A 14,240-nucleotide genomic window follows, 5' to 3' on the forward strand; every position below is an offset into this window, starting at 1 on the left:
CGGAGTAACCTGCCTTAATTCCATATTATGAGTTAGCGTGACCGAGTAAACGGACGCTGTACGGCACGGCCAAGATCATTTGCCATGTCTGTAAATGTAGCGCCGATTTCTTCAAACGGTTCGCCTGCACGCAGACGGTCATCCATCGCACGCATGGTATCAAGATGTTCTCGATCTGTTGTCACATAAACATCATAATCGCCGTTCATCTGACCGATCATCTTGCGGACATTGTGCTCAGTACGTTTGCTGTCACCGCTTGCTTCCAGACCTACCATGACATCGTTACCGTTCATAATGACACGGCAGTTTTCAACGTTGTCCATTCTTTCGATCCGGTTCGCAAGGCGGCGTGCCCGATGCCCATCTTCACCGTTATAATAACCGGAGTAGTTGTGCCCGGTCATACGTCCGGATTTGGCACGCATGTTATAACGCTGTTGATTGTCATACCCTGCCGGACGGCTTCCTCTCGGGTCAAAGCGGTTCAGGATCCCATTTCCGTCAACCATTCCGGGACGGTCGTCACCTGTAATGCCTCTGCCAAGACCATATCCGTTTGTTCCCATTGCACGGTTGCGTCTTTGTGCATTAGGCTCAAACATACGGGCACGATCCCCAAATCCCGTTGTCTGTCTGCGGAATTCAGATCCTTTGTGTGCTCCTCTGGCTCGAGTTTGGTATCCGGTCATTGGATTGCCGTAATTGGAACCACGTGCACCGTAGCTCTCCGTTTCACGGCCGCGGTTTTTCCCGTAGCCCTGACCGTAATAACTGCCGGTTGCACCTTCACCAGGATGTCTGTTCAGAAAGCCTGCATCTTCACGTCCGTAATTGTTATATTTACGTGACTGGTTTGTAAAGAAGCCTTCCTGATCGCCATCTCCTTCGTCCATGTTTCCGCCGCAGCCGGTTAAACCAGCGACAAGCATCATGGCAGCAGATACGCTTAGTAACCATTTCTTCATATTTATTTCCCTCCTTTCACATCTTAGGATGCGGTTTGAGGAAGGAAATGATGACTGTTACTTAAAGGAAGCAAACCCTTTCTTTGCGGAAGCTGCCACCATCTTGCCTGTCCCTTTATAGAGTATGGGTGTCTCTTTTAAAAAAGCTCATTTCGTAAACATTGTTGTTTTCTGCGCTACAGGCCGACGCTTTCCGCGGGCAACGCCTCAGCCTCCTCGGGAAATTCACCCTGCGGGGTCTTCGACTGTTGCTGTTCCCGCTGGAGTCGCGGCCTTTCGCTATGAAATAAATCTTAGTCAATAGCAACACTCTTTTCGAATACAGCATTAAAAAACAGAAAAAACCGGATACCCCTTCAAGGGATCCGGTCCTTTTCTTTACTGCTCGTCGTCTTCTCCATGAACAGCGGCAGGGTAATAGTTAGGTGCCTGATACGGATAATACATTGGCCATGCCGGATGTGATGCCCGCATCATACCTTGGCCATAGGAACCAGCCCCAGCCGGTGTATGCATAAACTGCTGCATCTGTCCAGGCTGAAACTGCTGCTCCGTCAGGTCACCGAACATGTGCGCCATGTCCCCAGGCTGGTACATACTATCCAGCTGATCCATATCGAAGTCATTATCAAAATCGTCATCCATCATTAGTTCATCATGGTTGGTCATTATACTCTCATCCATCATCATGTTCGGCATCATCTGCGCGCCCATAACGTTTGGCATCATTTGGTTCGGGTCCATTTGAGTACCCATAACCTGAGGCATCATCATATTCGGATCCATCTGAGTACCCATAACTTGAGGCATCATCATATTCGGATCCATCTGAGTACCCATAACCTGAGGCATCATCATGTTTGGCTGCATCTGCGTACCCATGACCTGACCATTCATACCGTACTGCTGCTGACAGGCACACCCTGGCATAACAGGGCTGACTGGATAATAGCACGGTTGCATCTGCTGTCCCATCACCTGCTGCGGCATCATCTGGTTTGGCATCATCATGTTTGGCTGCATTTGAGCACCCATGACCTGCTGCGGCATCATCTGATTTGGCATCATCATGTTCGGCTGCATTTGCGTACCCATAACCTGCTGCTGAGGCATCATTTGATTTGGCTGCATTTGCGTACCCATAACAGCACCTGCACCCGCTCCCATCATCTGGTTCGCCTGTGCACCCATGACTTGCCCGCCCATCATCTGGTTCGGTTTCGCCTGCTGACCGCCGACCTGGGATTTAGGCTGCATTTTAGGCTGCTGCTTCGGCTGCTGTTTCGGTGCTGCTTTGGGCTGCTGTTTTGGCTGCTGCATCCCCTGAACCTGCTTCGGCTGCTGCTTTGGTGCCGCTTTCGGTTCCTGTTTCGGCGCCGCCTTTGGCTCTTGCTTTGGTGCCGCTTTTGGTTCCTGCTTAGGCTTCGGCATTTTTGGAGGTGCTGCCGCTTTAGGTGCTTCCTTCTTCGGCTCTTCTTTTTGCTTGTAAAAGTTAAAGTTTAACTTCTGCTGAAGCTTAACAGGAGGCTTAGCAGCTTCTTTTACCGGTTTAGGCTCTTCTGCAAGAGGCTCCACTGGCGCTTCTTTAGGCTGCTCTTTCGGCATTTCCTTAGGCGCCTCTTTTGCCACCGGCATTTCCTTAGCAGCACCAACAACCGGCTGTTCTTTCTTTGCCTGCACACTGCCGGAAGGAACTTTGATCTTCATTCCAGGCATAATCAGATCAGGATTGCTCAAATGATTGTTGGCTTTTTTCAACTCATCGAAGTTTACGCCGTATTTCTGAGCCAGCTTCCAGAGCGTATCGCCTTTCTGTACAATGTGTATTTTCACTTTCTCGGATCCCTCCCAAACATATTCTTTACCATCCTATGCACGCATAGGCGAATGGTCACCATGGAGAACCGAACAGACGCTTTCCCCTTAGTTTATGTTTAACAGGCGGGTTGTAGAATACTGAATATACAGGTGAAATTAAATCAAGGGTCTTCGGTTATTGCTTTTTGGCTTCAAAATAATTTATCGCAAAGCAGCAATCCAGCCGAAAAAAGCTTAAATAAAAGCCCAAAACCCTCTCCTTATTCAGGAAAGGGTTTCTTTTCTTCAAGTAAAAAACATGGATAGCTGCCGAGAATGGAAACGCCGCATCCGAGCGCTTCTATTTCCTTTATAGCCCCGGGAAGAAGCACATCATCCATTTCTCTGCTGATGTCGATAATAAAAAGATAGTTGCCAAGACCTGTTTTCATCGGCCTGGATTCAATTTTTGTAAGGTTTAGTCGACGCCAGGCAAAAGCCGAAAGAACCTGATGCAATGCTCCAGAATGATCTTCAGGGAGCGTGATCACAACGGTTGTTTTTGAACCAGTTCCTTTAAGCTCCTTTAGCTCTGCCAATGTTGTGCCCTGATTTTTACCGAGGGCAACGAAGCGCGTGTGGTTATTCACATAATCATTAATATCATTACTTGCCGTGTGGAGACCATACAGTTCGGCAGCTCCGGCATTCGCAATGGCTGCCACAGCTTCATCAGGGTGTGAAGATGCGTATTCAGCAGCCGCCGCAGTGGATCCAGCGTATTCAACCCTTGCATGCGGCATGTGTTCTCTGATGAACAAGTGACACTGTGAAATGGCGTGCGGATGGGAAAAAATCACCTTCACTTTATCTTGCCAGCTGTCTTTCAGCAGAGGATGCACAAGCAAGTGCTGACGGATTGGAATGGTAAGTTCTTTAATAATCGGAAGCCGCTCGTGATGAATCAGATAATCAAGCGTCAAATTCACAGAGCCTTCGATTGTATTTTCGAGTGGAACCAGTGCAGCATCTGTTTCCTCATTTTTAACAGCGTCAATTGTATCGGGAATTGATTTATAATCCTTAAGAACGGCGTCCGGATATAGTGCCCGGACGGCCGTGTGAGTAAACGAGCCCGCAGGCCCCAAGTAGCCAACCTTCATCGCATGCACCAGCCTTTGTATCTGTTTCTTCGTATTTACGTCCCTGAACCAATCACTTCAACACGTTCAACCGGCTCAAGGGATTCTACTTTTTGTACAAGTCTGTTAATATTCGTTGTCATCGCTGCCGTTTCAATCGAAATTGTAAGGGTTGCTCTTCCCTGAAGGGGTATTGTCTGGTTAATTGTCAGGACATTGCCGCCTTCTTCCGCAATAATGGCCAGCAGCCGGGATAATGCACCGGACTGGTCCTCAAGATGAATGGATAGTGTAATGATTTTCTCCTTAACCATTGTATGAAAGGGAAAAATTCCGTCTTTGTACTTGTAAAATGCACTGCGGCTCATATCCACTTCATGAGCAGCTTCACTTACTTTTTCCACTTTGCCACTCTCCAGAAGCTTTTTAGCCTCAACTGTTTTCAGCATAGCTTCAGGGAGCATATCCTCCCTAACAAGATAAAACTGATCTGTTCTCCGTTTCATATTATGTCACCGCCTTCATTCACGTTTTATGACAGATACAGAAAAGGGCTCGCCAAAAGCGCAGCCCTCCCCCTTTTATTCCACAAATTCAAATTCATAACGCATAATCCGGACCGTATCGCCATGCTCGGCTCCTCTTTCTCTGAGAGCTTCATCGATCCCCATATGACGCATCTTACGGGCAAACCGGCGTACAGAGTCGTCACGGTTAAAGTCGGTCATTTTAAAGGCCATTTCGATATCGGCACCTTCAATAACCCAGGCACCATCATCATCACGGGATATCGTAAACGGTACCTCCGCTTTTTCAAATTTATATAGTACGCGCTGTTCTTTTTCTTCTTCATCATAAAGCGGGAACTCTCCTGTTGTTTCCACCTTATCCGCAACAGCGTGAAGCAGGTCTCTCAGACCTTGTTTTGTGACCGCGGAAATTGGAAAAATAGTTACATCATCGCCTACTTTGTCTCGGAAAACCTTGAGGTTTTCTTTTGATTCGGGGATGTCCATTTTATTGGCGACCACAAGCTGCGGACGCTCTGTGAGACGCATCTTGTACTGCTTCAGTTCTTCATTAATCGTCACATAGTCTTCATACGGATCCCGTCCTTCAAGACCGCTCATATCGATCACATGCACAATTACTCTCGTGCGCTCAATGTGGCGGAGAAACTGATGGCCGAGTCCGACACCGGCGTGTGCACCTTCGATCAGACCAGGAAGATCAGCCATCACAAAACTGCGGCTGTCTTCGGTTTCAACTACTCCGAGATTGGGTGCGAGGGTTGTGAAATGATAATCGGCAATTTTAGGTCTTGCTGCAGAAACAACGCTGAGAAGCGTACTTTTCCCTACGCTTGGAAAACCAACGAGACCGGCATCAGCGAGAAGTTTCAACTCAAGAGTTAAATTACGTTCTTCGCCTGGCTGCCCGTTTTCAGCGTGTTCCGGGGCAGGGTTTGCCGGTGTGGCAAAACGAGAGTTGCCACGGCCGCCACGGCCGCCTTTCACAACAACGTGGCGCTGCCCCTCATCGGTTAAATCAGCAACAACTTTGCCTGTATCTTCGTCAACTACGGTCGTGCCCGGAGGTACCCGGACAACCATCTCTTTTCCGCCGCGTCCATGCTGATTTTTAGGACGTCCATTTTCTCCGCGCTCAGCTTTAAAGTGACGCTGGTAACGAAAGTCCATAAGCGTACGCAGGCCTTCATCCACGACAAAAATAACATCAGCGCCGCGGCCCCCATCGCCTCCTGCTGGTCCTCCGTCCGGAACATATTTCTCCCGGCGGTAGGCTACAAGGCCGTTTCCACCGTCTCCGGCTTTCACATAAATCTTTACTTTATCTACAAACATGTGTCTTTCACCTCTGTTTTTTTCCCTGTTCCTGCTCAGTCTGAAAAATGAATTCTGATGAAGCACTCATGATTTCCCAGTTCCACTTCTTTCATATACACGTTCGGAAGGCCGGCTGACATCTGTTCGATTTCCTCAATTGAAAAAGCATCCAGATTCAGTTTGCCCTGAAAATCAAACTCAATCACAGGTTTCCCGTTATCTGAATTGATAACAAAAAGAAGGTGGTTGTCCGCCCCCGTCTGGCACTGGCGGTCAAACCACGCAAATAAACGCTCGGAAACCTTAAGAATGGCCGGTTCATTCCGGCTGAAGCCGGACGGTTCTGAAATCACTTCAAAGTTAAGGTGGAAATCATGCGGTTCCCAGTTAAACGTGAGCAGCTTTTCGGCCAGGGTTTTCCCCTCCATATTTGAGAGCTTTGCTTCGTTTTTGGACTGAATGATAATATCCTCAAGGAGTGTTTCCACCCGCTCAATTTTGCCCAGCGCCAGGTTCCCTTTTATCAACTGCATTTGATTTAGCCAGTCATGACGATAGTGCCGAAGCAGATCGACCGGCTCCCACTCTTTAGTCACAAAAACAACACTCCAGTTCACACGTGATCCCCTTCATACAACCGTTCTAAGCAGACTATATTTCATCATAGCACAATAAGGAAATAAAACGCACGTTTTTTTATAATACAGCAGATCCTGAGTAATCCGGCAGAGATACTTCAAACACCGTTTTGCAATCTTCCGATCTACAATAGAGCTGCCCTTCATGTTTTTCGATAATTTGTTTGCACACACTAAGACCAAGCCCTTTTCCAAGTTCTTTTGTACTTACAAAGGGTTCAAATATTGTTTCAAGAAGGTATTCCGGAATTTCAGGTCCATTGTTTGCAACAATTATGCTATTGCGCCCGTTTTCATGTTTTGCCTGAATGTGAATATTCCGTTCATGTGTAACATACATCAGAGCGTCAACCGCGTTATGAATGATTTTCATTACGGCCAGCCGGAGCTGCTCCTCAGAGCCGTTCGTTACCAGCGCGTCACGAATCTCCAGCGTAATATTAATGTCATTCTCTGAACAGACCGGTCTGAAGGCCTCTGTTACGGTTAAGAGCAGATGATGCAGCATAATCGGCCCTGCCAGCACATCCTGGTGGTTCTTTGTATTTGAAAGCATCAGAAACTGATTGACATTTTCCTCGAGTCCTTCAATTTCCTGGTTTATAAAATCAATATATGCTTTTTCCTGAAGGTTTTCGGGAATTCTCCGTTCGAGCAGCTGCACGAACCCTTTTATAGAAGTAAGTGGGTTCCGGAACTCGTGGGCAAAGCTCGTTGAGATTCGCCCGAGAATTTCCATCCTGTCTTCCTCGAGTGAATGAAGCAGTTCATCTCTTCTCTGAATCTCCCTGTTTGTCAGATAAGCAGAGTGCACCCAAGTATGACGCTGCATTTCAAGGAAATATTCGTTCAGGCAAGCCAGAGAATCGCTCATTTCTTCTGCCGTGAGCGGCAAAGCTTTTATATAGCCGGCTACTGTAAGCCGGGTTTCATCAAACGACTGTAGGAGAACCTCGACGTTTACGTTTTCCTCTTCTTTAAATGAAGCCAGATCCTTACCGAATCTGCTTAGGCCGGAGGTCGTTCCGTCTGCAAAATATTCCAGCATAGAGTCAAAAAGTTCAGTTAATTTAAAGGTAATTCTATTGGAGGTAGCTTCCCGGTAATAAGGTAATTTTGTCAGTACAGATTCAATAATGGCTCTTTTCTCGCGAGCAAGCAGCAGGACAACGGATTTTGTGTTTTTGCATTTTGCACCCATAGCTTTTCCCCTCGTTTTTTTTACCTTTACTAAGTATAAGTGATATTACTCTGATTGTCTTAATGAATTTCCCGACAAATGACTGATGCCTTCGATAAAAAAAGTACAGTTTCGCTAAACTTCTGTTTTCTGTGACAAAAATCGCTGTTTGCTCAGGCTCAGGATGAGATATCTGTATTAAAAACATAATATTAAAGTATTATTTAAGGTTTTTACCTGCGGGAGTCAGGGAAAATAATAAAATCATGACACTGAAGGAGGTTTTACATATGTCAGAAGAAATGATTTACGGTAACACACCTTGTTTTCTGAAAGCAGAGAACCTTGTGAAATCACCTCAGGCATCCAGCGAAGTCGACGCCATTATTTACGGCGTCCCCTGGGAAGGAGCAGTCACGTGGGGAGATTACACAGGCTGTGAACTCGGTCCGAAAGTAATACGCCTTTCCTCCGGCCGTTACAGCGGATACATCCCGGAACTGAACCATATTGATGTATTTGAACACCTGAAACTCGGTGATATGGGCGATGTTGCTGTTACGCCTGCAGAACCCGAGGATACAAAACAGAAAATCGCAAGCTTTGCCAAAAGAATCTGGGAGACCGGTAAATTCCCAATCGCACTCGGCGGTGATCACGGGATTACTTATCCCATTATCGAGTCACTGACGAAGCAGAGCGGCAAAAAAGTCGGGATTATTCACATGGACGCCCACTATGACAACAATGAGCACTCGGTAGGCGACCCTTACGGCCGCGGGTCACCATTTTGCCGCCTGTACGAAACAGATGGGGTCCGCAATGAAAGTCTCGTTCACCTGGGTATCCACGGCCCTCGCAACAAACCGGAAAATGGACGTCTTGCAAAGGAAGTAGGCGCAACGACGCTGACAGTTAATGATGTTCGTGAAGCAAAAGATCTTCGGAAATTTGCTAATGAGGTGTATGATATTGCAGCAAAGGATACTGACGTCGTTTATCTCAGCATCTGTTCAGACGTACTCGATCATGCTTATAATCCCGGAGGACCTGCAGATGGGAACGGTCTTACTTCATATGAACTGCTGACCATTGTGCATGAAGTAGCAAAACGCGGTATATGCGGCATGGACTTTGTGGAAGTCTATCCCCAGCAGGACGAAACGGATTTCAGTTCTCACTTTGCTTCCTGGGTAATCCTCTATGCACTGGCAGGCGAAGCTGTCCGTCAGGGCAAAGCAGAAACAAGTACTAAATAAGCTCCGGAAACCAGCTTGAAAAAATTAAAAAAAAGTTTGCAAAAGTGGTTTAACATTGCCTGTCCCGGGTACTTATTAAATATAACTCCCCCACTTTCTCATATTTCCTCTCCCTGTAAGGAGCCGTACGTGATACATATCTATCGCGTACGGTATTTTTTTGTTCGTTTCCGGTTCAGTGGTCCTACTCCCCTGAAAACAAGAACATGTCCGAAATACAATTAAAAACCTCCCCGGCTCAGTACCGAAGAGGTTAAACGGTCATATTTTTAAATCAGTCTGCTGACAAAGCTTCTTCCGCTGCCTTTTTTCCCTGATCAATACAGTCCGGCAGCCCGATACCTTCGATTGAGGCACCGGCTACAAAAACACCGGACCACTTTGAGCACAGATGCTCTTTAAGTTCCGTAACTCTCTGTTTATGACCCACACGGTATTGAGGCATGGAGTCGTACCAGCGTGTAATTCTGTGGAAGGCGGGCTTGCCGTCGAGCTTCATAATCCGGTTCAGATCCTGAAGAACCACATCAATGATTTCATCGTCAGTCTGGTCAACGATCTCTTCTTCACCCGGCCGTCCCACATACGCTCTAAGCAAGATCTTCCCGTCCGGAGCAGTATGGTTCCACTTTTTATGCGTCCATGTGCAAGCTGTAATGGTAAAGCCGTTCCCTTTTGGCACAAGGAAGCCGGTTCCTTCAATATCTTCCTTTACAGCTGATTCATCGAATGCCATCGCTACTGTAGCGACAGAAGTCGCAGTCATATCCCTGAGAAATGCTAATCCAGGATCGTCACCAAAAAGCGACGCGGTTACATGATGCGGTGTTGTTACAATTACCCGGTCAAAAGCTTCCTCAGTTCCATCATGAAAACGAAGCAGGTATTCCTCACCGTGCTTTTCAATCTGCTTCACAGCCGTTCCCGTTCTCACAGCTCCTTTACGCAGTTCTCCTGAGACAGCTTCCACGAGCGAGTCAAGACCGCCTGTGTATGTTTGAAACATTCCCCGCTTTTTAACCGCCTTCCCGCTGCTTTCGCCCGGCCCTTTCGCAAGTGATGATTTCATTCCCAGGATGAGACTGCGGTGTTTGTCTTCCATTTTCTGAAATTGCGGAAAGGTTGCTTCCAGGCTTATATCGTTAATATCACCCGCGTAAATTCCGGAAAGAAGCGGCTCAATCAAACGGTCAACGACTTCATCGCCTAAACGGCTTCTGAAGAATTCCCCAAGGGAGCGGTCACCTTCCCCTTTTTTCGTCCTCGGCAGAACAAGATCCGCGGCAGCCCGCAGTTTTGCCTTTGGACTCAGCAGACCAGTGGCGAGAAATGGACTCCACTGAGTAGGAATGCCCATAATCGCACCGCCCGGCATAGGATATAAACTGCCGCTGTTATAAATAAACGCACTTGTGGCGTTATTGTAAACAAGTGTGTCGTTTAAGCCCACACTCCCACCAAGCTCCGCCGCGCTTTTTTTCCGCGCGAGAAATGAGTCGGGTCCATTCTCAATCACAAACCCGTCCGTGTGATCGGTACTGATTTTACCGCCCAGCCTGTTATCAGCTTCAAAAAGGACATACTCGGCGTCAAGGCCGCTTTCCCTGATTTTACTGTCAGCAAAAAAGGCGGCACTGAGTCCAGTAATGCCGCCTCCAATTACTGCAATTTTCAGGCTCATTTGCCTTCGTCCTTCAGCTTTTTCTCGACTACTGTTGCCAGACAGTCAATAAACTCGTCTTTTGCGTTCGGCATTTCCGGACGGTAGTAGTTCAGGCCGAGTTCGTCTGTAACAACTTTACACTCGTAATCGTTGTCGTATAGTACCTCAAGGTGGTCAGCAACAAATCCGACCGGGCAGTACACAAAAGATTCGTATCCGTGCTCTTTGTGGAGATCCCGGGTGAGATCCTGTACGTCCGGACCGATCCACGGATCCGGCGTATTGCCTTCACTCTGCCAGCCGATGGCATAATTCTTCACACCAGCCTGCTCAGCAATAAGTTTCGCTGTGTCTTCAAGCTGCTGCGGATATGGATCCCCGTTCTTGAGGATTTTCTCCGGAAGACTGTGTGCAGAAAAAATAACCACAGCCTTTTCACGTTCTGCTTCGGGCATACCGGCAATCGTTTTTTCGACCTGCTTTGACCAGTAATCAATGAATTTCGGTTCATCGTACCAGCTGTCCACACTTGTAATTTCAGGGCCGTCAATGGATGCAGATTCTTCCTTGGCACGTCCATTATAGGATTTAACACTGAATGTGGAGTAGTGAGGTGCAAGAACAATACTTGCTGCCTGTTTTATGCCATCTTCCTTCATCTGATGCACCGCATCTTCAATAAACGGATCGATGTGCTTCAAACCCTGATAGGCTTTGAATTCACGGTCGTCAAAACGGCGGTTCAGTTCCGCTTCGAGTTTTTCAGTCTGTTCGGTTGTAATTCCGGCAAGCGGAGAAATGCCTCCAATCGCCTCGTAACGTTCAATCAGATCGTTAAGGGCCTCTTCGGATGGCTTACGTCCGCGGCGGATGTGCGTGTAATAAGGCTCCACTTCATCGAGGCTTCGGGGCGTACCATAGGCCATAACGAGCAATCCGTATTTTTCCTTCATCTTTTACCCCTCCGGATTAGAGAATTATTTAGTCAGCTTTTCTCTTGAGTAATCGTGTACAAAAGCAGTAAGACGCTGAAGTGTTTCCGGCTTGATTTCTGGGAACACACCGTGTCCAAGGTTGAAAATAAAGCCGGGCTGCTCCAGTCCCTGGTCGAGTACTTCCTTCGCACGGGTTTCAATAACGTCCCATGGCGCGAGAAGAATCGTTGGATCGAGGTTCCCCTGAACGGTTTTCGTAATGCCGTCCGCTCTTGCTTCTCCGATTGGATAGCGCCAGTCGAGACCGACAACGTCAACTGGAAGTTCATGCCAGTCTTTTGTGAGATGACGGGCACCGACTCCGAACGTAATAAGCGGCACTCCGGTTTCTTTCTTCACTTCCGAGAAGATCCGATTCATGACAGGCTTCACGTATGTCCGGTAGTCTGCCGCACTGAGTGCCCCAACCCACGAATCAAAGATCTGAATAGCCTGGGCGCCTGCTGCCACCTGGGCTTTCGTGTAGGTGATCACCATGTCCCCGAGCTTGTCCATTAATTTAAACCAGGCTTCCGGCTCGGAATACATCATTGCTTTTGTCTTATTATAATTCTTGGAAGGACCGCCCTCAATCATATAGCTTGACAGGGTAAACGGTGCCCCGCTGAAGCCGATCAGAGGTACATTCAGCTGTTCCCTCAGGATACCGATCGTTTCCAGTACGAAAGGGACGTCCTGTTCCGGGTTCAGTTCTCCGAGTTTTTCCACATCGCTGCCTGAGCGGAGCGGGTTATCAATCACCGGGCCGATCCCTTTTTTAATTTCCACATCCACACCAATAGCCGGCAGCGGGGTCATAATATCCTTATACAGGATGGCAGCATCATTGCTGTACTGATCAACAGGCAGCTTTGTTACCCACGCGCACAGCTCAGGCTGCTGCGTAATTTCCTCCAGGGAGTATTTTTCCTTGATTTTACGATATTCAGGCTGGGAACGTCCCGCCTGCCTCATATACCAAACGGGGACGTGGTCCACCGCTTCTTTTCTGGCCGCTTTTAAAAGCCGGTCGTTAAACATACTTGAGCACCTCTCTTATGTAAGCTCTTTCTCCGGACTGTGAAAGGAAGGGGAGTCCCGCCTCAGACAGACGGCCCTTCCCTTCACACTGAAATAAACAGTCGTTTATAAATATACTAATCGTTTGTGAAAATGTACAGTTCAGGGGCTCAATTGTCATAAAATCGCTAATAATCGACTACTTCGTCCAGTTGCTTTTCTGGTCATCATACGTGTTTGGGACCTGCGGGCGTTTTTTTTGTCCTGAAAGAGGCGCGCGGAATAGCAGATCGCCCCAGTCTCTCAGACGGAACGGCGCAAACGGACTCATATAGTAGTTGCCGAAGCTTTTCAGGCTGGCAAGATGTATGGTAATAAAAATAAACCCGATCACGATGCCGTAAAGACCGAAACCGGCTGCAATAATCATCAGGGCAAACCGGAGCATTCTGAATGTAATACTTACATTGTAGGACGGCAGGGAAAAAGATGAAATCGCTGTGAGTGCTACCACAATAATCATAATCGGACTTACGATCCCGGCTCTTACAGCAGCATCCCCAATGACCAGCCCGCCGACGATCCCGATCGTCTGCCCGATCGGGTTCGGCAGTCTGATTCCCGCTTCCCTTAATAGCTCCAGGGTAAACTCCATGGCAAACGCTTCAATAAAGCTCGGAAAAGGCACCCCTTCACGGGTTCCGGCAATCGACACGGCAAGCAGTGTGGGAATCATCCCCTGGTGATAGGAAACCATCGCAATATAGATAGCCGGGAGAAACAGGGCGATGAAGGCTGCCACGTAACGGAGCAGCCTGATAAGTGTGCCGATCTGCCAGCGGTCGTAATTGTCTTCCGGTGATTTAAACAGAAATTGAAACGTTACCGGTGCAAGGAGGGCAAAAGGGGTCCCGTCCAGTGAAACGGCAATACCGCCGTTCATTAGTGAACTGACCGTTTTATCCGGCCTCTCCGTTCTCAGCACCTGGGGAAAAGGAGACAGAACGTTGTCTTCAACTAGCTGTTCAATATTCCCGGATTCCTCAGTGTCGTCTGTGTCAATACACGAAATCCGGTACCGCATTTCATCCACCAGTTTAGGGTCAGCAATGCCTTTAATATACATCAGTGCGAAATCGCGCTTTGATCTGCGCCCGATCTGGCCGAACTGAAGAACAAAGTTTGGATCTCTCACACGCCTTCTGACCAGCCCCACATTGGTGTGCAGGACCTCATTAAAGCCGTCCCGCGGTCCCCGTACGAGAAGCTCACTTGGCGGTTCCTGGAGCCCGCGCTGTTCAAACTGTCTGGAGTCAATGATCACAAACGTCTGCACACCATCAATAGCAAGAAGGGCCTGGCCGGCCATAAACCCGAGGACCGCATCCTCAACGTTATCGGTGGTCTCCACCTCGTTAAACAGAATAGTGTCTTCCATTAATGAATCGATAAATTTCTGTTCATTTTTAATATCCGGCAGTTCCCGGCGGAAGTACATAAGTGGACGGATAATATTCTCTTCCAGTGTCTGCATGTTGGCCAGGCTGTCGATCACATACATGATTGCCCTGCGCTTTTTCGCAATATTAAACTCACGGACAACGACGTCGTCACTTTCAGCAATGATTTTATCCAGTGTTTTCTTCGTTTCATCAAGGTTACCTGTGATCTCAATCATGTATTCATCGTTTTCCCTGACCGGATCCTGGTTCAGTCTGCGAAACAGCTTTTTAAACATGACAGCTTTCCCTC

At 47.9% G+C, this 14,240-nt stretch carries 12 protein-coding genes; 1 reads left to right on the plus strand and 11 read right to left on the minus strand.

What is annotated here, in order from left to right:
• Positions 1-32: 32 nt before the first annotated feature.
• From CR205_RS09675 to CR205_RS09705, 7 genes are all read right to left on the minus strand, one after another.
• On the minus strand, positions 33-968 hold the full coding sequence (locus tag CR205_RS09675; protein WP_110519014.1) for a YhcN/YlaJ family sporulation lipoprotein: 936 nt from the start codon (positions 966-968) through the stop codon (positions 33-35).
• Positions 969-1,346: 378 nt separating this feature from the next.
• The gene (gene safA, locus CR205_RS20795; RefSeq protein ID WP_110519016.1) at positions 1,347-2,801 is read right to left on the minus strand and encodes a SafA/ExsA family spore coat assembly protein; all 1,455 of its coding nucleotides are present in this window, start codon (positions 2,799-2,801) and stop codon (positions 1,347-1,349) included.
• Between the two features lie 245 nt (positions 2,802-3,046).
• Positions 3,047-3,928: a prephenate dehydratase gene (pheA, locus tag CR205_RS09685; protein ID WP_110519018.1), complete on the minus strand. Its 882-nt coding sequence runs from the start codon at positions 3,926-3,928 to the stop codon at positions 3,047-3,049.
• 35 nt (positions 3,929-3,963) lie between these two features.
• Complete coding sequence (locus CR205_RS09690) at positions 3,964-4,413, minus strand: ACT domain-containing protein (RefSeq protein WP_110519020.1); 450 nt, start codon at positions 4,411-4,413, stop codon at positions 3,964-3,966.
• A gap of 75 nt (positions 4,414-4,488) precedes the next feature.
• Positions 4,489-5,772 (minus strand): GTPase ObgE, encoded by a 1,284-nt coding sequence (gene obgE / locus CR205_RS09695; RefSeq protein WP_110519809.1) that lies wholly within the window; start codon positions 5,770-5,772, stop codon positions 4,489-4,491.
• Between the two features lie 35 nt (positions 5,773-5,807).
• The gene (locus CR205_RS09700) at positions 5,808-6,371 is read right to left on the minus strand and encodes a Spo0B C-terminal domain-containing protein (RefSeq protein WP_110519022.1); all 564 of its coding nucleotides are present in this window, start codon (positions 6,369-6,371) and stop codon (positions 5,808-5,810) included.
• A gap of 79 nt (positions 6,372-6,450) precedes the next feature.
• Positions 6,451-7,593 (minus strand): ATP-binding protein, encoded by a 1,143-nt coding sequence (locus CR205_RS09705; protein ID WP_110519024.1) that lies wholly within the window; start codon positions 7,591-7,593, stop codon positions 6,451-6,453.
• Positions 7,594-7,862: 269 nt separating this feature from the next.
• On the opposite strand from CR205_RS09705, the gene CR205_RS09710 reads away from it, so the two are divergent.
• Positions 7,863-8,831 (plus strand): agmatinase family protein, encoded by a 969-nt coding sequence (locus tag CR205_RS09710; protein ID WP_110519026.1) that lies wholly within the window; start codon positions 7,863-7,865, stop codon positions 8,829-8,831.
• A 274-nt stretch (positions 8,832-9,105) separates the two neighbouring features.
• Here CR205_RS09710 and hemY read toward each other — a convergent pair whose 3' ends face one another.
• The 4 genes from hemY to CR205_RS09730 all read right to left on the minus strand — a co-directional run bounded on the left by hemY (position 9,106) and on the right by CR205_RS09730 (position 14,226).
• Complete coding sequence (gene hemY / locus CR205_RS09715) at positions 9,106-10,512, minus strand: protoporphyrinogen oxidase (RefSeq protein ID WP_110519028.1); 1,407 nt, start codon at positions 10,510-10,512, stop codon at positions 9,106-9,108.
• Positions 10,509-11,447 (minus strand): ferrochelatase, encoded by a 939-nt coding sequence (hemH, locus tag CR205_RS09720; RefSeq protein WP_110519030.1) that lies wholly within the window; start codon positions 11,445-11,447, stop codon positions 10,509-10,511. Before hemH ends, hemY begins: the two co-directional genes overlap by 4 nt.
• 24 nt (positions 11,448-11,471) lie before the next feature.
• Entirely contained in the window at positions 11,472-12,509 is a 1,038-nt protein-coding gene (hemE, locus tag CR205_RS09725; RefSeq protein ID WP_110519032.1) for a uroporphyrinogen decarboxylase, read from the minus strand.
• Between the two features lie 178 nt (positions 12,510-12,687).
• The gene (locus tag CR205_RS09730; protein ID WP_110519034.1) at positions 12,688-14,226 is read right to left on the minus strand and encodes a spore germination protein; all 1,539 of its coding nucleotides are present in this window, start codon (positions 14,224-14,226) and stop codon (positions 12,688-12,690) included.
• Between the last annotated feature and the right edge of the window lie 14 nt (positions 14,227-14,240).

Origin of the sequence: Alteribacter lacisalsi (assembly GCF_003226345.1) — a bacterium.
In the GTDB taxonomy this organism is placed as follows: domain Bacteria; phylum Bacillota; class Bacilli; order Bacillales; family Salisediminibacteriaceae; genus Alteribacter; species Alteribacter lacisalsi.